This window comes from Rhodococcus sp. T2V (genome assembly GCF_029269925.1).
Taxonomy (GTDB): domain Bacteria; phylum Actinomycetota; class Actinomycetes; order Mycobacteriales; family Mycobacteriaceae; genus Rhodococcus_F; species Rhodococcus_F koreensis.
In genome coordinates this window covers 119,733-138,879 of record NZ_JARJBD010000020.1, presented here as the reverse complement: position 1 = coordinate 138,879, position 19,147 = coordinate 119,733, and the positions used below count along the sequence as shown (strand labels likewise).

Here is a 19,147-nt window from a genome sequence, read left to right as displayed (position 1 = left end):
ATGCTCGAACACCATTTTCGGCACATCATCGACTCCCAGACCGGAGCATTCTCCCGCACCGTCAACCCCCACCGCCTCGATAAATCAGCGGGCTCCTAGGCCCGCGCTGCGAAGTGGTGCGCGCGACGGAGGATGTCGTGGGCACGGGCGAGTTGCGGCGGATGCCCGCCGTGCGTGACATGGCTACCGTCCGGGCCCAGTCGCTCGATCGTCGACTCGGCCCAGGAGATGTCGTCCGAGTCCGGCCCCATCGCGGTGTTGATCACGGGTACCTGCTCGTTCGCGAGCGTCAGTTTTCCGGTCATCCCCATCTCGCGGGCAAGTCGAGTGTCGTCCCGGACGATCTCGGCGCTCTGCGCCAGCGTCGGCCCGTCGATCGGAGCCGCGATCCGGGCCGCCCGGCTGGCGTTGACGAGGCGGGACCGGGCGTATGCCAACGCCATCGGGGTTCGTCCGGCGCCGGTGTCGCGGCAGTAGTCGCCGATCCCGAACGCGAGTCGCGCGACGGGAGCGGTGCGAGCAATGTCGTTCACGGCGACGACGGCCTCCGCCGATTCGATGAGAGCGACCACCGGGACACCGGGGATCTCCGCGGCGGTGTCCCGGACCTGATCGGGTGCTTCGGTTTTCGACAGCATCAGCCCTCGCAGCCCGGGCAGGCTACGGATCGCGTCGAGGTCGCGCTGCCAGTGCGGGGTGGTTGCGTCGTTGATCCGCACCCAGCCCGGGTTCCGTTCGAGCCACGCGGCGGCGACGGCACGACCCTCGTCCTTCGCGGCGAACGGCAAGCCGTCCTCGAGGTCGAGGATCAGCGCATCGGCGCCGGAGGCCGCCGCCGCGGCGAGAACTTCGCTCCCGACCGCAGGAACCAGGAGCCAACTTCGCGCCATCGCGAGGTCGATCTCGCTGTGCTGGGCTGCCTCGACACTCATGCTGTTCTTTCCTCGGCCATACCGGGGAGTCTGCGCTTCACCGGGAGGCGGCACACTCGACGAAGCGGAGTGCAGCGAAGGGGTACGGACACCGATTCGTCAGGTGCGGCGCCGACCGGCGCGGTCAACCTCAGAAGTCGAAGCCCCAATTGGCCGGGTTGAAGACGACGCGGTACCAGACGGCGGTGGCCGAGTCGAACGTGCACGGCACGATCACGACCCCGGACGTCTGTTCGAGCGCCGCGGCCTTCCCGCAGAAGTACTCCGCGCCTTCGCCGGACGTCTCGGCACGGTAGACGGGTCCGACGTGCCACGGTTCGGCACCCGCGGTACCGGCGCCGACGGTGGCTCCGAGGACGAGAGGTGCGGACAGCATCCCGGCCAGTGCGGCGGCACGCCGGGCGGACTTCTTCTGCACGAGAGCTCCTTCGTGGGCGAAACACGACAGTTCTGCGTGGTTAGTTCGCATAAGAAGCGTCGGACGTTACCGCGGTGCTGCGGCCCTCTCCTCGAACACCTCGCTCGACCCGTTCTGCGCGGCGAGCGCGCGGGCTCTGTCCAGGGCCTCCTGGGCGGCCGCCTTCACCGTCGCGGGATCCTCGGCTGTCGCAGGTACTTCGATCGGTGCGGGCGTCTCGACGGCGTCGGGAGTCTCCGCGAGATCGGGGGTTTCGACGGCATCAGGGGTCTCTACTGCGTCCGGCGTCTCCACTGCGTCCGGCGTCTCCACGGCGTCCGGCGTCTCCACCGCGTCCGGCGCGTCCACGGGGTCGGGAGTCTCGATTGCCGGTGCGGGCGCCTTGGTGACGGGAGGTACCTCGACGGGCGCTGTGCCACCCTTCTTCAGATACTGGCCGCACACCGGCCACGCGCCGGGGCCTTGGGTTTTCAATACGTTCTCGGCGACCCGGATCTGCTCGGCCTGACTGGCTTCCGAGGGCACTCCGGTTCCGCCGTGGGATTTCCAGGTTTCCGGTGTGAACTGCAATCCGCCGTAGAACCCGTTTCCGGTGTCGGTGGTCCAGTCGCCGCCGCTTTCGCACTCCGCGACTTCTTCCCAGTCGTGCGGCGCGCCGAACGCGGTTCCCGCGCCCAGCCCCAGTAGAATGGTGGCGGCCGCGCCGATCAGGGCGATCCAGCCGAAGGTGCGTTTCTCCATGTTGCGAGTGGTCATGCTGGCTCAATCCTCTCCGCGCTTGCGGACGCGGCACGCCGGCGACGACACGTCGATTGCCGGCCATCCTGTCGGTGCCTCGTCCCGCGCCTCGAAGGTGTCGGGATCACGAACCCGCGTCGGCAGATTTGCAGCGGCGGGCCCCCGAACGTGGCCTCCTCCCGAAATTCACACGGCATGAACAAGGTACGGATGTTCGACTATTGAGAAACGCGAGTGAAAATTGTGTAGTTCTGAGGTTTCGATACCGGTTCGAGTCCATGTCGTGACAATTCCGACATCTGCTGAACAGGTATGCGAATGCTGGATGACGGTGCAGTGAACGGACGCTCCCGTCCGTCGACGGTGGCGGTGAACTGGCTACCCTGGAGATCCCGACACCGCCGGAGTCCACCGGCGCGGACGAACAGGACAGTGCCGACATGTCGCATTCCTCAGCCGATCCGTGGCGCTCGAGCACCACCCTGGCGCGTTTGCGGGCCGGCCTGGCCGCCCTGGGTCCCGGGGAGCAGCGGGTCGTACTCGCCGAGCCTGCGGCGGTCGTGGAGTTGTCGACGGCGGAAGTCGCGGCGGCGTCGGTACGTCCCCGGCGACGGTGGTGCGGGCGTGCCAGCGATTGGGTTTCCGCGGATTCCAGCATCTTCGGCTCGAACTGGAGCGTGTTACAACGGATTCCGAGCACTCGGCGGCCACCCCGGTGGACACGGCATTCGCGGCCGCCGCCCAGGCGCTCACCGCGACCCGCGCGACCATCGATCCCGCAGGGTTCGCCGCCGTCGTGGATCTGATCGTGCGGCCTCGGCAAATACTTTTGGTGGGCAACGGATTTTCGACCCCGCCGATCCAGGATGCCCCGTTGCGGTTCACCACCGCGGGGCGCAGCGTGGAGACGCCGCTCGACATCCTGGGGCAGCAGTTCTCGGCGCGGATCAGCCAGTTGTCGCAAAATTTCTCTCGGACGCGAACCTACTGTCCGGCGCTGTGTCCGACCACGGCTTCGCGAGCGCCGACGACGGTGAGCACGTGGGTCGGGATCGGCTGGCGGACAGGTCATCCGGAGCCAGCATCCTCCCCGTGCTGCCGTCCGACATCGAAGTGACGTCGACGGACAGCGCGGGCACCACCCCGGGGATCACGATGTCGTCACTCTTCGGGCGCGACCCGAGCGACGTCGTCGCGTCCTGCCGCGGGACCGAATTCCGTTGTGCGGTCCACGGAACCCGGCCGGTAGTCGGCGACCGCGCCGGGCTGACGATCCGCCGAGCCCTGTTCTACCCGGCCCCGACGGAGGCCGACGTGCCGCTCGCTACCGGTGCGGCGGCGCTCGCAGGATCGCCGCGATGAGCGAGGCGACCCGATTGGCGCTGGTCCGCCACAGCGGTGCCGCGCATCGTCAACGGCGCGGTCTGCGAGATCGAATGGGCGCGCGTGTGGCGGGTCCTGTCGGTCAACCGCACCATCTCCCACAGTGTCGCGGACCCGGCATAGTCCTTCGCCCGATCGTGGGCGCCAGCCGCCACAATCCGGCGGCGGCGAGCACGTGCCACAGCGCGTGGCCAAGCAGGAGACTGTCGTCCACGGCGCCGAGCAGCGCCCCGAATGCGATAAGCACTGCCGCGACGACCGTCGTGCGCCGCAACTCCGGTCGGACGCGGGCGCGTTCGAGGCAGAGTCCCACTGCGGCCGCGGCGAGCAATGCCTGCACGATCGTCGACGCCGTCGGGCCGGCAGCCACTGTGGGAATCATCAGGAACGGAACAGCGAGCCACCACCCCGGCGACATCCGACGGCCGAACCGATCGGACGCGGCGTCTACGGCGATGTACGCGAGCAACGTCGCGATCGGGATGTCGTGCGCGTATCCCTGCCACGACGGGTCGGGTCCGTGCTGGACGAGCGACCCGAGACCGACCGCGACGACGAGCAGGCCGTAGGTGACGGACGGCGCGTCGCGCCGGCGACCCGCGAGGACTGCGAGGCCGGCGACCACGAAGGCCAGGCTGGTGACAGCGGCCGCGTGCTGCCCGATGAAGCCTCCCATCGTCCGAGGCTTTCAAAGAGGTCGCCGCACCGCAATCGCGACGGAGCGCTCGTGCAGAAAATGGATCCAGGCGCGCCGGCACGGAGGACAAAACCTTCCAGTCGGACTTTTTCTGTGGCATCGTCCCCACCCCGCGGTCCTCGAGGCCGTGGACAGTGCGGTGCGGCACCGGGTCGCCGTTTCGGCACGTATCGTCGATCTGCTCCAACGCCACGCCGCGGACCGCACGTCGTTCGGGTGGCGGGACGCCCGGACACTGAAGCGTCTCCTGCGGAAGATTCACACACCCTGACGGTCGGCACCCCGCTGTGCAAGACTCGAATACGCACGGACGGCAGTGGTGCGCCGGACCATGGTGATGCGGAGGGCGTGATGTCCCGATCGGTACCCGGAGTTGGTCCGGACGACGTGGGGCACACGGCGTACGCGCGGGTGCGCGCCGGCCAGGTGAATGCGGTTCAGGCCGCCCTCGAGGACCACACGGGACGCCTGGACTGGCCGCGAGAGCAGATCGAGCGCTACCGGACCGCCCGGCTGCGGGCCTTCCTCTCGCACGCCCGTGAGCGGTCGCCGTTCCACGCCCGGCGACTGCGCGGGCTTGATCCGTCGACGGCCACGGTCGCCGACCTGGCATCGCTGCCGATGATGACCAAGCAGGACGCGCAGGACGAGTGGAATTCGATCGTCACCACTCGTGACCTCGACCGCGAGCGTGCCGAGCGGATTCTGGCCGAGCAGCAATGGTTTTCGTACACCTCGAGCGGCGAACAGGTCTTCAGCTCGGGTGGGTCGAGCGGGGTCCGCGGCGTCTACGTCTGGGATTGGCAGTTCACCGTGTCGGCCGCGTGCCTGGCCTGGCGGGTACAGGCGCGGGAGGAACGGCGGGCGCCGGTGCGGTCTCCGTCGCGTCTGGCCGTGCTGGCGGCCGGGATCCCTCCGCACGCGAGCACCCCACTGTTCGATGTGCCGACCGCACCGGGGATGGAGACCGTCGTGATCCCGGCGGGCGCACCGTTCGACGAGATCGTCGCCGCGGTCGCCGCGGCCAGGCCCACGCACCTGGTCGGTTATGCGTCGGTGATCGGACGGCTTGCCCGGGCCGCCCTGGCCGGTGATCTGCAGGTCGGCCCCGTCCGGGTGAGCACCAATTCCGAGCCACTGCTGGACGAGGACAGGCACGCCATCGACGAGGCCTGGTCGGCAACGATCCACAACCTCTGGGGGTCGACCGAGATCGGTGTGCAGGCAGTGGGTTGCGGACACGGTGAGGGTCTGCACGTGTGCGAGGACGAGGTCGTGCTCGAACGCGTCGACGACAGTGGCGCCCTGGTCGCCGCCGATGCGCCGGCCGCGCGAACGCTCGCCACGGGCCTGGCCAACCGGACGTTTCCCTTCATCCGCTACGACCTCGGCGATCAGGTCACGTTGCTCCCCGGGACCTGCCCGTGCGGAAGTGCCTTCGTACGCGTCGCCGACATCGGCGGGCGGCGCGACGACGATTTCCGATACGGGACGAAGACGGTGCCCGCGAGCACGTTTCGTTACGTCCTCGGCGCAGATCCGCGTGTCTCCGAGTATCAGGTCAGGCAGACCGTCGACGGTGCGGACATCTTCGCGGTCGGCGACCCCGACGTCGCCCGGCTGACGTCGGCTGTCGCCGGGGCGTTGCGCCGGCAAGGATTGTCCGATCCACAGGTCCGGATCGAGGTCGTCGACCACCTGCAGCGTCATCAGGCGAGCGGGAAACTGCAGCGGTTCATCGCACTGCGGTAGCGCGCAATCGGTTCGCGGCACCCGCCCGGTCGGCCGGGCCGGACAGGGGTCGCCATTCTTCACCCCAGGGTGTCTGTCGCTGCGGCCGCTCCCGTCCGACGATGGTCGTACACGGTCACCCAGTCGAGGAGCAACGATGACGGACAGTGATTTCGGGGCAGTCAGCGAAGACGCCACAGGCGCAGTCTCCGACGGCACGGATCTGAATCGCGTTCACGCCGAGATCGCCCGCCTCGACGCGGAGATCCTGGACGCGGTCAATCGCCGCCTCGTTCTCGCACAGCTCGCGGCCCGTACCCGGGTCGAGTCCGGTGCACCGATGGTCGCGCTCGGCGGGGAGACCGACGTGATCCGCCGCTATCAGGACGAATTGGGCCCCCGAGGTTCGCTGCTGGCGCTGGAATTGCTCCGGCTGGCGCGGCCACCCTTTTCGTCGACGTACCGAACACGGTAGCCGCACCGACACTCACCTCGGTCGACACCGATCGCGAGAGCAGTGCCCAGCAGTCTTCGCGACGCTGGGCACTGTTCGCCTGTCCGGGGTGATTCAGCGCCGTCACGTGGGGAAACCAGGCCAAATGTGGTAGGCATCACACTCGCGACGCCGAAGTTGCCGCGTTCACCCGTCGCATTCGGCACCGGCCGAGCCTCTTCGGGTGCATCGTGAAGTCCATGCGCGATTTCCGATTCTCGTTCAACATTTTCGGTTTCGACTCCCGAGATGCCCTTCTCGACCGATGCCGGCACGGCGAGAGCGCCGGCTACGACACCGTGTTCGCCGCCGACCACCTCGGCGCCCCGGCACCGTTCCCCCTCCTGGTGGCCGTCGCCGGGGCCACCGGACTGCGGGTCGGAACTCTGGTGCTCAACGCACCGTTCTGGAACGCCGCCCTGCTCGCTCGTGAGATCGCGACGACGGACATCCTCACCGACGGAAAGCTCGAGATCGGTCTCGGTGCCGGGCACATGAAGTGGGAGTTCGACGCCGCGGGTATCGAATGGAAGCCGTTCGGCAGCCGAGTCGAGCAGTTGTCGGAGTTGGTCGACGGCCTCCGCACGTCCTTCACCACGGACTTCGACGAGCTACCCGAGGGCCGCACTGTGCCACGACCGTTGCAGCGGCGTGGATTCGGCGGCTCGGGTCCACCCCTGATCATCGGCGGTACCGGGGACCGTGTGCTGCGGATCGCGGCCGCGCACGCCGACATCGTCGGTGTCGCGGGCACATTCCAGATTCCGGGGCGACCCCCCGGCACATTCCGCCTCGCCACCGCGGACGAGGTGGCCGAGCGAATTCGCTTCGTAAGGAACCTCGCCGGTGCGAGAGCCGAGGACATCGAGTGGCATCTACTGGTCCAGTTGGTCGTCGAGACGGACGACCGCCGAGCCGCGGCGAACGAGATCGCGGACCGGCTCGGCGGCACCATGGCGGTGGAAGACGTCCTCGGCACCCCGTACGTCCTCGTGGGAACCGTGGAGGAGATGGCCGAGCAACTCCGGAGCCATCGGGAGCGTTACGGCTTCTCGTACGTCACCGTCCACGAACCGTATCTGGAGGTGTTCGCCCCCGTGATCCGTCGACTCCGCGAACAGAGTTGACGGACAACGACTCACGGCGTGTTGATGTACTCCTGGATGGCCTGCTGCGCCTTGGGGTTGCCCTGTCCCATACCGACGATCGCACCGGTGATCGCGCCGATCGGCGTGCCGATGATGCAGCCGGCGAGACTGCCCGGGAACATCGAGACGCATCCGACGCCGAGACCGATGAGCGCACCGATCGCGGTGCCGGCCGCTCCCCCGTTGGCCCAGCCGACGCCGAGTTCGTTGAGCATGTTCTCGAGGGCCTTCTGCTTGTCCACCTCGTGCCGACCGGGGATCGCCAGGGCCGGCGTTCCCGTGTTCGGCACGACGGGGTCGGCATGCGCCGTGCCCGCTCCGAGTGTCACCGTCGCTGCGACGAGGACCGACGCTGCCGATTTCTTGATCAAGTTCATCGCGATCCCACCCTGCTGAAGAAGGAAAAACCGGTTCCGACTGTAACCTGCGGCTGCATCATCGGTGGCGAAACCGCGGCATCGGAAGAGTACCGCGGTGAGCGCCCGTCGGCACGGGTGAAAGCCGTCAGTTCACGCGCCGGTTGAACAGTCTTTTCGCCCAGAGGTAGCCAAGCAGCGCGATGCCGGCGCTCCAGCCGACCGCGAGCACTGCGCTGCTGCCGACGGGACCGCCGAGAAGCAGTCCGCGGACGGTCTCGATGACGGGGCTGAACGGCTGGTACTCGGCGAACCACCGGAGACCGGCCGGCATCGAGTCGGTGGGGACGAACCCACTGCCGAGGAATGGCAGCAGTATCAGCACCATCGGGAGGTTGCTCGCCGTTTCGACGCTCTTGGACACCAGCCCGAACGCAACGGACAGCCAAGTGAGCGCGAACGTGAACATCGCGAGCACCGCCGTCGCCGCTACCCACTCGCCGAGTCCGGCGGTGGGCTGGAAACCGATGAGCACGGCGACACCGACGACCAGCACGAGGCTGATCAGTGTCTGGATCATGCTGCCGATGACGTGCCCGGTCAGCACGGACACCCGTGCGATGGCCATGGTCCGGAACCGGGCGATGATGCCCTCGGTCATGTCGGTGGCGACCGAGATCGCGGTTCCCTGGGCGGCGCTGGCCACGGTCATCAGGAGGATTCCGGGTGCCACGTAGTCGATGTAGGCGCCACGTCCGCCGTCGGGATCGCCGAGTCCCGCTCCCAGCGTGCCGCCGAACACGTACACGAAGAGCAGGAGGAGGATGATCGGCATCCCGACGAGGAGCACCGTCACCGACGGGTACCGGATCATGTGCCGGAGGTTGCGTCGCAGCATCGTCGCCGAATCGCTCAGCGCGTAACCCATGGTCGTCATCGCACGCTCTCTTTCCTGGTTGCGGCGCGCTCGGTGAGCGCGAGGAAGACGTCGTCGAGATCGGGTGTGTGGACGGTCAGGTTCTCGACCTCGATCGACGCGTGATCGAGCCGATCGAGCAGCGCGCGCAGCGATTGCACGCTGCCGTCGCCGGGAACCTGCAGGGTGAGCGCTTCCTCGTTCCGGGTCACGTCGCCGAGCAGCCGGGATGCGGCGTCGAGTTCGCGCACCCCGGGCAACGCCAGGGTGATGTGGCCGCCCGGAACGAGCCTCTTCAGCTGTTCGGGGGTTCCCTCCGCGACCAGCCTGCCGCCGTCGAGGAGTGCGATCCGGTCGGCGAGCCGATCTGCTTCCTCCAGGTACTGGGTGGTGAGGAAGATCGTGACCCCGTCGGCGACGAGTTCGCGGATGATCTGCCACATGGCGCGCCGGCTTCGCGGATCGAGCCCGGTCGTCGGCTCGTCGAGGAAGATGATCCGGGGATCGCCGACGAGGGTCATCGCCAGGTCCAGCCGGCGGCGCATGCCACCGGAGTAACTCCCGGCAGGCTGACCGCCCGCCTCGACGAGATCGAACCGGGCCAGCAGTTCCGTGGCCCGGGCGCGGCCCGCGTCGCGCCGCAGGTGGTGCAGATCGGCCATCAGCATCAGGTTCTCGCGGCCCGTGAGGAGGTTGTCCACCGCGGAGAACTGGCCGGTCACACCGATGGTGGACCGAACCGCGTCGGGCTCGCGGGCGAGATCGTGACCCGCGATCCTCACCTTGCCGCCGTCGGGGGCGATGAGGGTGGACAGAATCTGCACCATGGTGGTCTTGCCCGCGCCGTTGGGCCCGAGGAGCGAGAAGATCGTTCCCTCACCGATGTCGAGGTCGATGCCGTCGAGGACGACTTTGTCGCCGTAGGACTTTCGCAGCCCGGTGGTGGTGATTGCGGACCGGGTGGTGATCGATGCTGTCATCACTCTGCCTTTCGACTGGTCGACTTCTGGGAATCCGGGCGGCGAATCACGATGTCGCCGAATCCGGTACGGGCGCGCACCTCGACCGTGTCGTCCGTCGATTCGGGCCGGTCGACGGAGTCCAGATGGTTCTGGACCTTCCCGAAGGACGTGTGCGCGTCGAGCCGGGCGGCGGTCCCCGGGCGGATGCCGATCTCGATTCGACCGTGACCGGTTTCGAGCGACGCCGCGCCCTGCGTCACCTGCCCGATGCGGATGTCGCCGTTCGCGGTTGCGGCGGCGAGGTCGGCGCGGGCGTCGTCGACGGAGATGTCCCCGTTCGCCGTCTTCACCCGCAGTCCGCCGCAGATCGTGCCGATCCAGTTGTCGCCGTTGGAGTTCTTGATCACGGCGCTGCCGTCGATCGCACCGACGCGGAGTTTTCCCGACCCCGTGCTCAGGTCCGCATCACCCGTAACGTGGTCCACGGTGACCGTGCCGGCCCCGGTGTGCACGTCGAGCGGGCCTGTGTCGCCGAGTTGGACGTCCCCCGCCGATGTCTTGACGCGGCACGCGCCGAACCGTCCGGTGCCGCGGAACGTCGCCACCGACGCCTCGCCCTCGACTTCGGAGCCGGTCGGCAGCGCGATGGTGACGTCGACGGAACCGACCTTGCCGAACAGGCCGAGACCGCGCTGCTTCGGCGCCTTGACCAGCAGTCTCCCTGCGGAGTACTCGACGCGGGTCTGCTCGGCGGCGCGAACGTCCGATTCCCGCGAGCCGTCGCTGGGGCGCACGTCCACGACCGTGTCGTGGCGGTCGCTCGCCGTGATCCGTGCGTCGCCGACGACGAGTTCGACCGTGGCCGAGATCGGCGCCGGGGTGCTGAATGTGGGCATGATTGTCCTCCGGAATGTGGTGGTGGCGAGTGACAGGACGGGCCGGTCGGGTCAGCGCACCCAGCCCGTGAATCGGTCGTTGCCGCGTGGGGCACGCCGTTCGGAACGATTGCTGCCGCCGTCGGACTCCAACCCCGCGGCCGCGGACCGGACGAGCCAGGCGTTCACGGACAGCCCTGCCTCCCGAGCGGCCTCCTCGACGCGGTCCTTGAGGTCTTGCGGGAGACGAAGGTTGATCCGGGTCATGGCGCCGTCTTCCGCTTCCGGGATCCGAGGCGGCGACATGTCCGGACCGGATGCGGCCTGCTCCTCGAACAATTGCTCGGCCGGCGCGGGAGTGACGACGAACGTGGGCTCACGTCCGCGGAGACGAAGATCGACCGAACCCGGTGCGAGGTCACGGGTGATTTCACTGGCGGCTGCCGACAGCGCGTCGAGTAGCGCGAGCCGGACCCCGGACTCCAGTGGTGCGGTGAGTCGCTCGGCGAGCGCACGGGCGTCCTCTCCCCCGGCCTCGGCGGCTACGGCGAGTTCGTGACGGAGGGACACGACATAGGGTGTGAGATCCATGGTGCCATGATGGCATCACATTGGCACCATCGCAAGACTCACCCGGCGATCGATGTGCCACCGTGGTGTCACGGCGGCGCGATCGGTGACCGCGCGCGGGTCACGGCAGGAATTGAGGCAGCCCGAACGGCTCGAAGTGCTCCGCACCGATGAACGAGGTCAGCTCCGCGATCTTGGTGCCACGCAGGGTCAGCACCGTGATCGACCAGCGGAGGTGTGTCCCGGCGTCCTCGTCCCACAGATAGAAGGCCACCGCGGGCTGGCCGTTGGCACCGACCGGCAGGTGGCGCCACGAACCGCACCCCGTGAGCGGGACCCGGACCGCGAAATCCGTGACCGCGGCCAGACCGCGATACCAGTGCGCCATCGGCGGCATCGACCAGGTGACGTCCTCCGTCAGCAGAGCGACCAGAGCATCGGCATCACCGCGTTCCAACGCGGTGGAGTACCCGGCGACCAGGGCACGCAGATCCGCGTCGTCGATCTCGCGCAGGGTTCGCGACTGAGTCACCGACGGAATCTTCGTCGCGACGATCGCCCGGGCCCGCTGCAGCGCGCTGTTCACCGACGCGGTCGTCGTGTCCATGGCGGCGGCGATCTCCGCGGCGGAGAACCCCAGGACCTCGAAGAGCAGCAGGGCCGCCCGCTGATTACCCGGCAGATGTTGCAGTGCCGCAACGAATGCCAGTTCGACGGACTCGCGCTGCTCGTAGCGGGCGGCCGGCCCCGCCGCACCGGCGGCCAGTCCCGCATCGGCGTAGGGACCCAGCCACGCCACTTCTGTGAGAGGGACGTCGCCGACGACGGCGCGATCACTGGACGGACCCAGGTCGACGGGCAGGGCCCGCCTACTGCGCGACTCGACGGCGTCCAGGCACGTGCGCGTCGCGACGGTGTACAGCCAGGAGCGCAGTGCGCTGCGGCCTTCGAATTTCGCGAATCCGCGCCACGCCCGCAGCAGAGCGTCCTGCAGGGCGTCGTCGGCATCGTGGCTGGAGCCGAGCATGCGATAGCAGTGGGCGTGCAGCTCCCGGCGCAACGGTCCGACCAGCCGCGTGAACGCGGCGTCGTCTCCGTCCCGGGCTCTGGCCAGGTCGGGATCGTCGGCATCTACCGGCGCGTGCGGTGTTCGAACGGAGTTGTCGCTCACAAGGGACGATTCTGCCCCACCGGCGACTCACGCACCTGGCATCACCTGGTGGGGGTAGGGGCCGGTGTCGGCGCCAGCGACATCCCGGCGTAGATCTCGTCGAGAACGGTGGGCAGCAACGCGTTCGCGGTGGTTTCCCCCTCTGGCGACAGGGTCAGATTCGCCCAGATCACGAGCGCGACGTCGTTGTCCGGGTCGTACCCGATGAACGAGTTGAAGCTCGGCAGCTCACCGCCGTGGTAATACATCGACGCGTTCGGCCCGAACCGCTGGTAGCTGATCCCGTAACCGTATTGCTGCCCGTCGGGTGCGTCCGGGTCCTCGGGTTGCAGACTGTCCCGCCATTGTTGCTGGTATTCCGGATTCAACACTTTGCCGGAGACCAGCGCCCGGATCCACGTGGCCAGGTTGTCCGCGGTGGAGATGGCGCCGCCGGCGGCAGTGGCGTAGGACGGATTCTGGTTGGTGTAGTCGAGGGGCTGCAGTGTCCCCGCCCGCGCGGCTGCCTGCATGTCGGCAGGATATGGCTCGTCCACCAGGGCATAGGCCGATTCGCCGTACATGTAACCGTGCGAATACCGGTCCGGGATCGCCCTGTCGTCGGCGGCGGGAAACGAGGTCTGGTCCAGCCCGAGCGGGCCGAACAACCGTTCCTGGAACTGCTCGGCCAGTGGGCGACCTCCGGCCTTCTCCGCGACCAGACCCAGCAACGCGTAGTTGGTGTTGTTGTATTCGTACGACGTGCCGGGTGGGAAGTTCGGCGGCCGGCTGAACGCGATGTCCAGGACCTCCTGAGGCGTCCAGGCCTTCGCCGGGTCGCTGTCCAGACTGGCCGCCAACTCGGGCGAGTTCGTGTAGTTGTACAGCCCGCTGCGCATCGTCAACAGCTGTGCGATGGTGATGTTCTCGCCGTTGGGCACGTCGGCGACGTAGGTCGACACCGGGTCGCTGAACCGGAGCTTGCCGTCCTGTGCCAGCAGGACCGTCAGCGCCGCCGTCAAGGTCTTGGTGTTCGAGGCGATCCGGAAATGAGTCTGCGCAGCCGGCGGTGTGTCCGCACCCAGTTCCGTGGTGCCGACCGCCGCGACGAAGTCTCCCTGCGGGGTGCGGAGCTGTACCACCGCGCCGGGGATCATCAGCTCCTCGGCGGCAGCGTCGACCGCAGCCTGGAATGCGGCCGGATCGATGGAATTGAGCGCCGAACCCGAAGCAGCGGTCCCCGTCGCCGTCGTCGCGGCAGGCAGTGAACCGTTCTCCGAGGTCTTCGGCTCGGACGTCGGCGAGCACCCAGCGATCACGAGTGCGCCGCACGCCGCGATCACAACGAGGCGGGTGGCGCGCAGCGTGCGGAACCGACCCACTCCATTTCTCCGGCCCCGCATGCACTCCACCGGGAAATCCCTCATCGTCGCCATCACCGCCTCGGCGCCATGGTTCGAGTACCGCGCCGACGGGCGGCACCAGCTGGCATGCCTCTTTCGAATCCTAGCCCGGGAGCCCACCCACTCCGCCGCGATCACCGGAACATTTCACTGCGGAAAGACATACTTCTACCTGTATGCGCGAACTGCTTCCCACCGCCGAGGCCGTCCTCAGGCAACCGTCCGACACGGAAGGCACATCCATGAGCACGCGACGCAGCATTCACAACACCTCGTTGACCGACGGCGAGATCGTCGAGCAATCCGACCTCGGCTCCATCACCCGGGTGACAGCGGACACCTTCCCGATCCTGAAGGGTCTGTCGTTGAAGCGCGTGCTGATCAATCCCGGAGCGCTGCGCACCCCGCATTGGCACGCCAACGCCAACGAACTCACCTACTGCCTGTCCGGAACGTCGCTTGTCTCCGTGCTCGACACCGGCAGCGTGTTCTCCACCTTCACGGTCGGCGCCGGGGAGATGTTCCACATCGATTCGGGATCGCTGCACCACATCGAGAACATCGGCGACGAGGTCGCGGAATTCGTCATCGCCTTCCGGAGCGAGCGCCCCGAGGACTTCGGTCTCGGAGCCGCGTTCGGCGCGATGACCGATGCCGTCCTCGGCAACACCTACGATCTCGACGCCTCCGACTTCGCCTCTCTCCGACGCGACACCGCGGACCGCGCCCTGGTGGCGCGAATCGGCGATCCCGTGGTGCCGTCGGCGGCGAAATTCTCCGATCCTCACAAGTTCGCCGTCGAGGAGCAGAACCCGACCATCAGCCTCGCTGTCGGCTCCGCCCACCTCGCGCGCGTCCAGTTCTGGCCCGCGCTGAAAGATCTGTCGATGTACTCCCTGCGGATACGGGAGGACGGGATGCGGGAACCGCACTGGCATCCGATCACCGCCGAAATGGGTTATGTGCGGCGCGGATCGGCGCGGATGACGGTCATGGACCCGGACGGCTCCCTCGACACCTGGTATCTCGAGCAGGGGGACGTGTATTTCATTCCCCGCGCGTACCCCCACCACATCGAGGTCGTGGACTCCGACCACATCCATTTTCTGATCTTCTTCGACCAGCCGACACCCGGTGACATCGGATACCGCGCATCGGTCAGCGCCTACTCCCGCGAAGTCCTCGCCGCCACGTTCGGCACCCACATCGACGATCTACCGAATTTCCCGTTCACCCCCGCCGACCCGCTCATCGTCACCCGCAACAACCCACTCGACGAACGCGGAGAGCGGTAACCCGTCGTACCCGGATTGCCGCCGTTCCCGCTCCGGTTTCAAGAATTTCCCCGAGGGTAATTGGGGTGTATGGGCGCACGAGAGAGGACGACGACACGGTCGACGGCGCTCGTCGACGCTCCCCCGGGACGGCTGCCGCGGAGGCAGCCACTCCCGCCCAGGCGGCCGGCTACCTCGACATCGGCGTCGGCCGGATCGCGGCACGGCCTTCCTCGACGGACCGAGACGGCGCCCCGGCCGACGCGTACGGATGCCGGCACCGAATCCGCCACGAAGCCGACGGGGAAGCGTCCCCGGGACACGGGGTCTCCCGCACCGGCCCACACCCGATCCTCCGGCACCGGCCGCTCGCGCCTGCCCGATCCGGTTCCGCAGGACTTCGGGGACGTCACCGAGTGGCTGAAGGACCAGGTTCGCCACCTCTTGGACGCACTGCGGGACCGCGGCGAGATGGAGGCGCAGAATCTTCGGCAAAAATTCAAGGAATGGTTGGCGTCGCTCGTCCACGAGGTGATACACAGCAACGCCGGGGCCGGCGCCGGACTCGAAGGCATTCGCGCCGCCTTGACGGGTAAGAACCCGGTGTGGGCCGCGACCAAGGCGCTGGTATCCGGTTTGAGTGGAAAGGCCAAGTTCGGCCTTGTCCTCCTTCTGATCGTCGCGCTGCTGCTCGGACCCGTATTACTCGTGATTCTTCTGCTGGTGCTCCTTGTCGCGGTGATCGTCGCTGCGGTACGAGCCGCCGCCCAGTGACATTTTCCGCTGTTCACAGGGAACACATTGCAACTCAACGACTCTCGAAATACGACAACGACGCGTCGATATCGCCACCGCCCGTGTGGATATGTGGGAGGCGTGCGCCGCGGCACGCCGGCCGAACCGACTTTTCTGCCGCTGGTTGAGCGTCCTGCGGCTGGGGTAGTCGGGAGACGGCGCCCCCTTACCGCGCACGGTATTGCGACACATTGCCGAAGTTGGCGAGAGGTGCGCCGGCGACTACTCGGTAAAGGGGTTCGACGATGAAAACCAAAGGTCAGGTGGCGTTGGCCGTCGGCGCGGGGTACATGCTGGGCCGAACACACAGGATGAAAATGGCACTGATGCTGGCGGCTGCGGGTGCGACCGGACGCTTCCCCGGCGGGCCACGCGACTTGTTGGAACGCGGCACGAAGGTGCTCGCGAACTCCCCCGAATTCGCCAAGATCAGCGATTCGGTTCGACAAGAGCTGGTCAGCGCGGCGAAGGCCGCGGCGGTCACCGCAGCAAGTCAGCGCATCAACCAGCTCAACAACCGGATTCTGTCCGGCGGCGGCGAAGCCGTCAGCGACGTGGGCGACACAGTCGACGACACCGTGGGTGGTGTCGGTAACTCGGTCGGCAAACTCAGCAGTCTCGGAAAACTCGGCCGCAAGCGACGCGGACGGTCCAAGGACGAGGAGTACGACGAATCCGAAGTCGACGAGGAGCCGGACGAACAGTACGCCGAAGAGGACGAGGACTACGAGGAGCCCGAACCCGACGAGGAGGAACCCGCCGACGAGGAGGAACCCGCTCCACGCAAGCGACCCGCCGCGCGTCGCCGCGCGTCCAGCAACAACGGCAGCTCCCGGCCGTCGAGCAGGTCGCGCAGCGCGAAATCCGACGAGGACGACGAGGAAGCCCCGGCCCGTGGCCGCCGGACGCGGGCCAAAGCCACGACTGATTCCGCGCCCGTCCGGCGCGGCGGACGGTGAGCACGATGGCGAACGCCGCGAACAAATTGCGAGAAGCCGCACCGGGAGACGGGGGCGGGTCGTCGGGTGTGTTGCAGGAGGCACTGCAGAAGCTGGTCGGCACGGTGACGGAGAAGGCACTCACGTCGGTCTCCGACAAGGTGCAGAACGCGTCCGGCAGGCTCACCGATTACGCCGAGGGTGGCGGCGGCGGGCTGCTCGCCGCCGTGACCGGTTCCGAGAAGCTGGCCGAGGGTGAATCACCGATCAAGTCGGCGGTGAGCGGTGGCTGGCAGGGCGCCAAGCAGATGGTCAAGGACACCGCCTCCGACGTCAAGGAGGCCGTCACCGGTGGTGGCGGCAGCAAAGGCAAGAAACTCAAGTTGACCAACATCGTCGAAACGCTCGATGTCGGGGTCCCGGTCCAGCTCGCCTACAACCAGTGGACCCAGTTCGCCGACTTTCCCTCCTTCATGAAGAAGGTCGAACGGGTGGAACAGGAAGCGGACGAGAAGCTCGAGTGGAAGGCGCAGGTGTTCCTGTCGCACCGCACATGGGAAGCGTCGATCATCGAACAGGTTCCCGATGAGCGGATCGTGTGGCACTCGAAGGGTGCGAAGGGCTACGTCGACGGTGCGGTGACGTTCCACGAGGTGACTCCCGATCTCACCCGCATCGTCCTCATCCTCGAGTATCACCCCAAGGGTCTGTTCGAGAGGACTGGCAACATCTGGCGCGCGCAGGGACGACGAGCGCGACTGGAGTTGAAGCACTTTGGCCGCCACGTCATGACGCAGTCCGTTCTCCATCCCGACGAGGTGGTGGGCTGGCGCGGGGAGATCCGGGACGGCGAGGTGGTCGAGCCCGACGAGCAAGAGGCTCAGCCGGACGAGTCGGACGAGCTCGACGAAACCGACGAAGCCGACGAAGCCGACGAAGCCGACGACGAGGAGCCCGAGCAGGACGAGTCGGAACGGGAAGAGCCCGAGGAAACCGACGAAGACGAGTCCGAAGAGGAAGAGGAAGAGGAAGCACCCCCGCGGGCACGTCGAGGTCGCCCACGCAAGACCGCCTCGACCGCCGAAGACAAGGCAGCCCCGAAGAGGCGGGGCCGCCCGCGTAAGACTGCCGCCAAGAGATCTGCCGGGTCACGGCAAGGAGCGCGGCAATGACGGCAATACAACCAGCGGGAGGCGGCGGCGGAGTCAGCGGCGGCCCCAGCTCCAGTAGCCTCGCCGACGTCATCGACACCATTCTCGACAAGGGCCTGGTCATCGATGCCTACGTGCGGGTGTCACTGGTCGGTATCGAACTGCTGACCATCGACGCGCGCGTCGTCGTCGCCAGTGTCGACACCTATCTGCGGTTCGCGGAGGCCGTGAACCGGCTCGAGATCGGCAGTGGCGAGCCGAAGGGTCTGACGGACCTGGTCGGCGACGTCACCGAGGGTGGCGCCAAATCGAAAACCAAGGGTGCGCTCGAGGCCGCGGGTGACAAACTCGGCGACATCCTCGGCGGCGGGCAGGAAGAACCTGAGCGCGAGCGGGTTTCGCGCAAGTCCAGTCGAGGGGACAAGTGATGTCTACGTCAGAAAAGTCCAACGACGCACCCGAGGAGCCGCGGACCAGCGGTGTCTACGTGTACGGCATCGTGCCTGCGGATGTGGAAGCCGAAGAGGACGCGGTCGGCGTGTGTGACGGACCGGTCGCCGTCGTCACACACGGCGACATCGCGGCGCTCGTCAGCGAGATCTCGGTCGACCGACCGCTCGGAAAACCCGAGGACCTCCAGGCGCACGCGCACCTGCTGGACGGTACGTCGAGCGTGGCGCCGGTACTTCCGCTTCGCTTCGGGGCGGTCATGACCGATGAGGACGCCGTCGAGAAGGAGCTGCTCGAAGCACACGCCGACGAGTTCGCGGCAGCGTTGAAGGAACTCGAGGGTCGAGCGCAGTACGTCGTGAAGGGGCGGTACGTCGAGGAAGCGATCCTCCGGGAGATCATCGAGGAAAACCGGCAAGCGGGCGAACTGGTCGAGGCGATCCGTGATCAGCCCGAGGAGGCCACCCGCGACGCCCGGATGGCGCTGGGCGAGATCGTCAGCAACGGCATCGAGGCCAAGCGGAACGAGGACACGCGCACGGTGGTCGAGGCGCTCGAGTCGCTGTCCGATTCGGTCAACGTGCGGGAACCGACGCATGAGGAGGAGGCCGCGCAGGTAGCCGTTCTCGTCGAGGTCGCCCGGCAGGACGAACTCGAGAAGGCAGTCGGAGACCTGGCCGAACAGTGGGACGGCCGCGTCGAGATGCGCCTGCTCGGACCTCTCGCCGCCTACGACTTCGTGGTGACGCAGAAGCCGGAGGGCTGAC

Annotated in this window: 22 protein-coding genes; 11 read left to right on the top strand and 11 right to left on the bottom strand. The window is 67.5% G+C overall.

Features of this window, described 5'->3' with window-relative positions; all coding sequences use genetic code 11:
- Positions 1 to 95 precede the first annotated feature (95 nt).
- The 3 genes from P3H15_RS19065 to P3H15_RS19055 all read right to left on the bottom strand — a co-directional run bounded on the left by P3H15_RS19065 (position 96) and on the right by P3H15_RS19055 (position 2,106).
- On the bottom strand, positions 96 to 932 hold the full coding sequence (locus tag P3H15_RS19065) for a CoA ester lyase (protein WP_276138679.1): 837 nt from the start codon (positions 930 to 932) through the stop codon (positions 96 to 98).
- 130 nt (positions 933 to 1,062) lie between these two features.
- Positions 1,063 to 1,350 carry a hypothetical protein gene (locus P3H15_RS19060; RefSeq protein ID WP_276138678.1) on the bottom strand — a complete coding sequence of 96 codons (288 nt, stop codon included), beginning with the start codon at positions 1,348 to 1,350 and terminating at the stop codon, positions 1,063 to 1,065.
- Between the two features lie 66 nt (positions 1,351 to 1,416).
- Positions 1,417 to 2,106, bottom strand: a complete 690-nt coding sequence (locus P3H15_RS19055; RefSeq protein WP_276138677.1) for a transglycosylase family protein — start codon at positions 2,104 to 2,106, stop codon at positions 1,417 to 1,419.
- A gap of 445 nt (positions 2,107 to 2,551) precedes the next feature.
- Here P3H15_RS19055 and P3H15_RS55770 point away from each other — a divergent pair, with 445 nt between their 5' ends.
- Positions 2,552 to 3,205, top strand: coding sequence for a MurR/RpiR family transcriptional regulator (locus tag P3H15_RS55770; protein ID WP_369426195.1), 654 nt, complete (start codon positions 2,552 to 2,554; stop codon positions 3,203 to 3,205).
- Entirely contained in the window at positions 3,088 to 3,450 is a 363-nt protein-coding gene (locus tag P3H15_RS19050) for a hypothetical protein (RefSeq protein WP_276138676.1), read from the top strand. The genes P3H15_RS55770 and P3H15_RS19050 overlap by 118 nt, the downstream gene beginning before the upstream one ends.
- 103 nt (positions 3,451 to 3,553) lie before the next feature.
- Here the strand turns inward: P3H15_RS19050 and P3H15_RS19045 are convergent, their stop codons facing one another.
- Complete coding sequence (locus P3H15_RS19045) at positions 3,554 to 4,147, bottom strand: hypothetical protein (RefSeq protein WP_276138675.1); 594 nt, start codon at positions 4,145 to 4,147, stop codon at positions 3,554 to 3,556.
- Positions 4,148 to 4,519: 372 nt separating this feature from the next.
- Between P3H15_RS19045 and P3H15_RS19040 the strand changes: the two genes are divergently transcribed.
- The 3 genes from P3H15_RS19040 to P3H15_RS19030 all read left to right on the top strand — a co-directional run bounded on the left by P3H15_RS19040 (position 4,520) and on the right by P3H15_RS19030 (position 7,519).
- Entirely contained in the window at positions 4,520 to 5,920 is a 1,401-nt protein-coding gene (locus P3H15_RS19040) for a phenylacetate--CoA ligase family protein (RefSeq protein ID WP_276138674.1), read from the top strand.
- A 136-nt stretch (positions 5,921 to 6,056) separates the two neighbouring features.
- Positions 6,057 to 6,374, top strand: coding sequence for a chorismate mutase (locus P3H15_RS19035; protein WP_095864115.1), 318 nt, complete (start codon positions 6,057 to 6,059; stop codon positions 6,372 to 6,374).
- A gap of 218 nt (positions 6,375 to 6,592) precedes the next feature.
- Positions 6,593 to 7,519 carry an LLM class F420-dependent oxidoreductase gene (locus P3H15_RS19030; protein WP_276138673.1) on the top strand — a complete coding sequence of 309 codons (927 nt, stop codon included), beginning with the start codon at positions 6,593 to 6,595 and terminating at the stop codon, positions 7,517 to 7,519.
- A gap of 11 nt (positions 7,520 to 7,530) precedes the next feature.
- Here the strand turns inward: P3H15_RS19030 and P3H15_RS19025 are convergent, their stop codons facing one another.
- The 7 genes from P3H15_RS19025 to P3H15_RS18995 all read right to left on the bottom strand — a co-directional run bounded on the left by P3H15_RS19025 (position 7,531) and on the right by P3H15_RS18995 (position 13,634).
- On the bottom strand, positions 7,531 to 7,917 hold the full coding sequence (locus tag P3H15_RS19025) for a hypothetical protein (RefSeq protein ID WP_072943487.1): 387 nt from the start codon (positions 7,915 to 7,917) through the stop codon (positions 7,531 to 7,533).
- A gap of 127 nt (positions 7,918 to 8,044) precedes the next feature.
- Positions 8,045 to 8,833: an ABC transporter permease gene (locus P3H15_RS19020; RefSeq protein ID WP_276138672.1), complete on the bottom strand. Its 789-nt coding sequence runs from the start codon at positions 8,831 to 8,833 to the stop codon at positions 8,045 to 8,047.
- Positions 8,830 to 9,792, bottom strand: a complete 963-nt coding sequence (locus P3H15_RS19015; protein ID WP_276138671.1) for an ATP-binding cassette domain-containing protein — start codon at positions 9,790 to 9,792, stop codon at positions 8,830 to 8,832. The genes P3H15_RS19020 and P3H15_RS19015 overlap by 4 nt, the downstream gene beginning before the upstream one ends.
- Positions 9,792 to 10,670: a DUF4097 family beta strand repeat-containing protein gene (locus P3H15_RS19010; RefSeq protein ID WP_276138670.1), complete on the bottom strand. Its 879-nt coding sequence runs from the start codon at positions 10,668 to 10,670 to the stop codon at positions 9,792 to 9,794. Before P3H15_RS19010 ends, P3H15_RS19015 begins: the two co-directional genes overlap by 1 nt.
- Positions 10,671 to 10,721: 51 nt before the next feature.
- The gene (locus P3H15_RS19005; protein ID WP_276138669.1) at positions 10,722 to 11,240 is read right to left on the bottom strand and encodes a toxin-antitoxin system HicB family antitoxin; all 519 of its coding nucleotides are present in this window, start codon (positions 11,238 to 11,240) and stop codon (positions 10,722 to 10,724) included.
- A 100-nt stretch (positions 11,241 to 11,340) separates the two neighbouring features.
- Entirely contained in the window at positions 11,341 to 12,390 is a 1,050-nt protein-coding gene (locus P3H15_RS19000; RefSeq protein ID WP_276138668.1) for a sigma-70 family RNA polymerase sigma factor, read from the bottom strand.
- A 41-nt stretch (positions 12,391 to 12,431) separates the two neighbouring features.
- On the bottom strand, positions 12,432 to 13,634 hold the full coding sequence (locus P3H15_RS18995; RefSeq protein WP_276138683.1) for a serine hydrolase: 1,203 nt from the start codon (positions 13,632 to 13,634) through the stop codon (positions 12,432 to 12,434).
- A 380-nt stretch (positions 13,635 to 14,014) separates the two neighbouring features.
- Between P3H15_RS18995 and P3H15_RS18990 the strand changes: the two genes are divergently transcribed.
- The 6 genes from P3H15_RS18990 to P3H15_RS18965 all read left to right on the top strand — a co-directional run bounded on the left by P3H15_RS18990 (position 14,015) and on the right by P3H15_RS18965 (position 19,146).
- Positions 14,015 to 15,067, top strand: a complete 1,053-nt coding sequence (locus P3H15_RS18990; RefSeq protein ID WP_276138667.1) for a cupin domain-containing protein — start codon at positions 14,015 to 14,017, stop codon at positions 15,065 to 15,067.
- A gap of 69 nt (positions 15,068 to 15,136) precedes the next feature.
- Entirely contained in the window at positions 15,137 to 15,820 is a 684-nt protein-coding gene (locus tag P3H15_RS18985) for a hypothetical protein (protein ID WP_276138666.1), read from the top strand.
- A 266-nt stretch (positions 15,821 to 16,086) separates the two neighbouring features.
- Complete coding sequence (locus tag P3H15_RS18980) at positions 16,087 to 16,800, top strand: hypothetical protein (protein ID WP_276138665.1); 714 nt, start codon at positions 16,087 to 16,089, stop codon at positions 16,798 to 16,800.
- A gap of 5 nt (positions 16,801 to 16,805) precedes the next feature.
- Entirely contained in the window at positions 16,806 to 17,951 is a 1,146-nt protein-coding gene (locus tag P3H15_RS18975) for an SRPBCC family protein (RefSeq protein ID WP_276138664.1), read from the top strand.
- Positions 17,948 to 18,358 carry a gas vesicle protein GvpJ gene (gene gvpJ, locus P3H15_RS18970; protein WP_276138663.1) on the top strand — a complete coding sequence of 137 codons (411 nt, stop codon included), beginning with the start codon at positions 17,948 to 17,950 and terminating at the stop codon, positions 18,356 to 18,358. Before P3H15_RS18975 ends, gvpJ begins: the two co-directional genes overlap by 4 nt.
- Positions 18,358 to 19,146, top strand: coding sequence for a GvpL/GvpF family gas vesicle protein (locus tag P3H15_RS18965; protein WP_276138662.1), 789 nt, complete (start codon positions 18,358 to 18,360; stop codon positions 19,144 to 19,146). The genes gvpJ and P3H15_RS18965 overlap by 1 nt, the downstream gene beginning before the upstream one ends.
- Position 19,147: the final 1 nt, after the last annotated feature.

What these genes read in the sequence shown, in the direction of transcription:
- P3H15_RS19065 (WP_276138679.1), bottom strand. Translation starts at nt 932, where the DNA reads ATGAGTGTCGAGGCAGCCCAGCACAGCGAGATCGACCTCGCGATGGCG.
- P3H15_RS19055 (WP_276138677.1), bottom strand. Translation starts at nt 2,106, where the DNA reads ATGACCACTCGCAACATGGAGAAACGCACCTTCGGCTGGATCGCCCTG.
- P3H15_RS19045 (WP_276138675.1), bottom strand. Translation starts at nt 4,147, where the DNA reads ATGGGAGGCTTCATCGGGCAGCACGCGGCCGCTGTCACCAGCCTGGCC.
- P3H15_RS19040 (WP_276138674.1), top strand. Translation starts at nt 4,520, where the DNA reads ATGTCCCGATCGGTACCCGGAGTTGGTCCGGACGACGTGGGGCACACG.
- P3H15_RS19035 (WP_095864115.1), top strand. Translation starts at nt 6,057, where the DNA reads ATGACGGACAGTGATTTCGGGGCAGTCAGCGAAGACGCCACAGGCGCA.
- P3H15_RS19030 (WP_276138673.1), top strand. Translation starts at nt 6,593, where the DNA reads ATGCGCGATTTCCGATTCTCGTTCAACATTTTCGGTTTCGACTCCCGA.
- P3H15_RS19025 (WP_072943487.1), bottom strand. Translation starts at nt 7,917, where the DNA reads ATGAACTTGATCAAGAAATCGGCAGCGTCGGTCCTCGTCGCAGCGACG.
- P3H15_RS19020 (WP_276138672.1), bottom strand. Translation starts at nt 8,833, where the DNA reads ATGACGACCATGGGTTACGCGCTGAGCGATTCGGCGACGATGCTGCGA.
- P3H15_RS19015 (WP_276138671.1), bottom strand. Translation starts at nt 9,792, where the DNA reads ATGACAGCATCGATCACCACCCGGTCCGCAATCACCACCACCGGGCTG.
- P3H15_RS19010 (WP_276138670.1), bottom strand. Translation starts at nt 10,670, where the DNA reads ATGCCCACATTCAGCACCCCGGCGCCGATCTCGGCCACGGTCGAACTC.
- P3H15_RS19005 (WP_276138669.1), bottom strand. Translation starts at nt 11,240, where the DNA reads ATGGATCTCACACCCTATGTCGTGTCCCTCCGTCACGAACTCGCCGTA.
- P3H15_RS18990 (WP_276138667.1), top strand. Translation starts at nt 14,015, where the DNA reads ATGAGCACGCGACGCAGCATTCACAACACCTCGTTGACCGACGGCGAG.
- P3H15_RS18985 (WP_276138666.1), top strand. Translation starts at nt 15,137, where the DNA reads ATGGGCGCACGAGAGAGGACGACGACACGGTCGACGGCGCTCGTCGAC.
- P3H15_RS18980 (WP_276138665.1), top strand. Translation starts at nt 16,087, where the DNA reads ATGAAAACCAAAGGTCAGGTGGCGTTGGCCGTCGGCGCGGGGTACATG.
- P3H15_RS18975 (WP_276138664.1), top strand. Translation starts at nt 16,806, where the DNA reads ATGGCGAACGCCGCGAACAAATTGCGAGAAGCCGCACCGGGAGACGGG.
- gvpJ (WP_276138663.1), top strand. Translation starts at nt 17,948, where the DNA reads ATGACGGCAATACAACCAGCGGGAGGCGGCGGCGGAGTCAGCGGCGGC.
- P3H15_RS18965 (WP_276138662.1), top strand. Translation starts at nt 18,358, where the DNA reads ATGTCTACGTCAGAAAAGTCCAACGACGCACCCGAGGAGCCGCGGACC.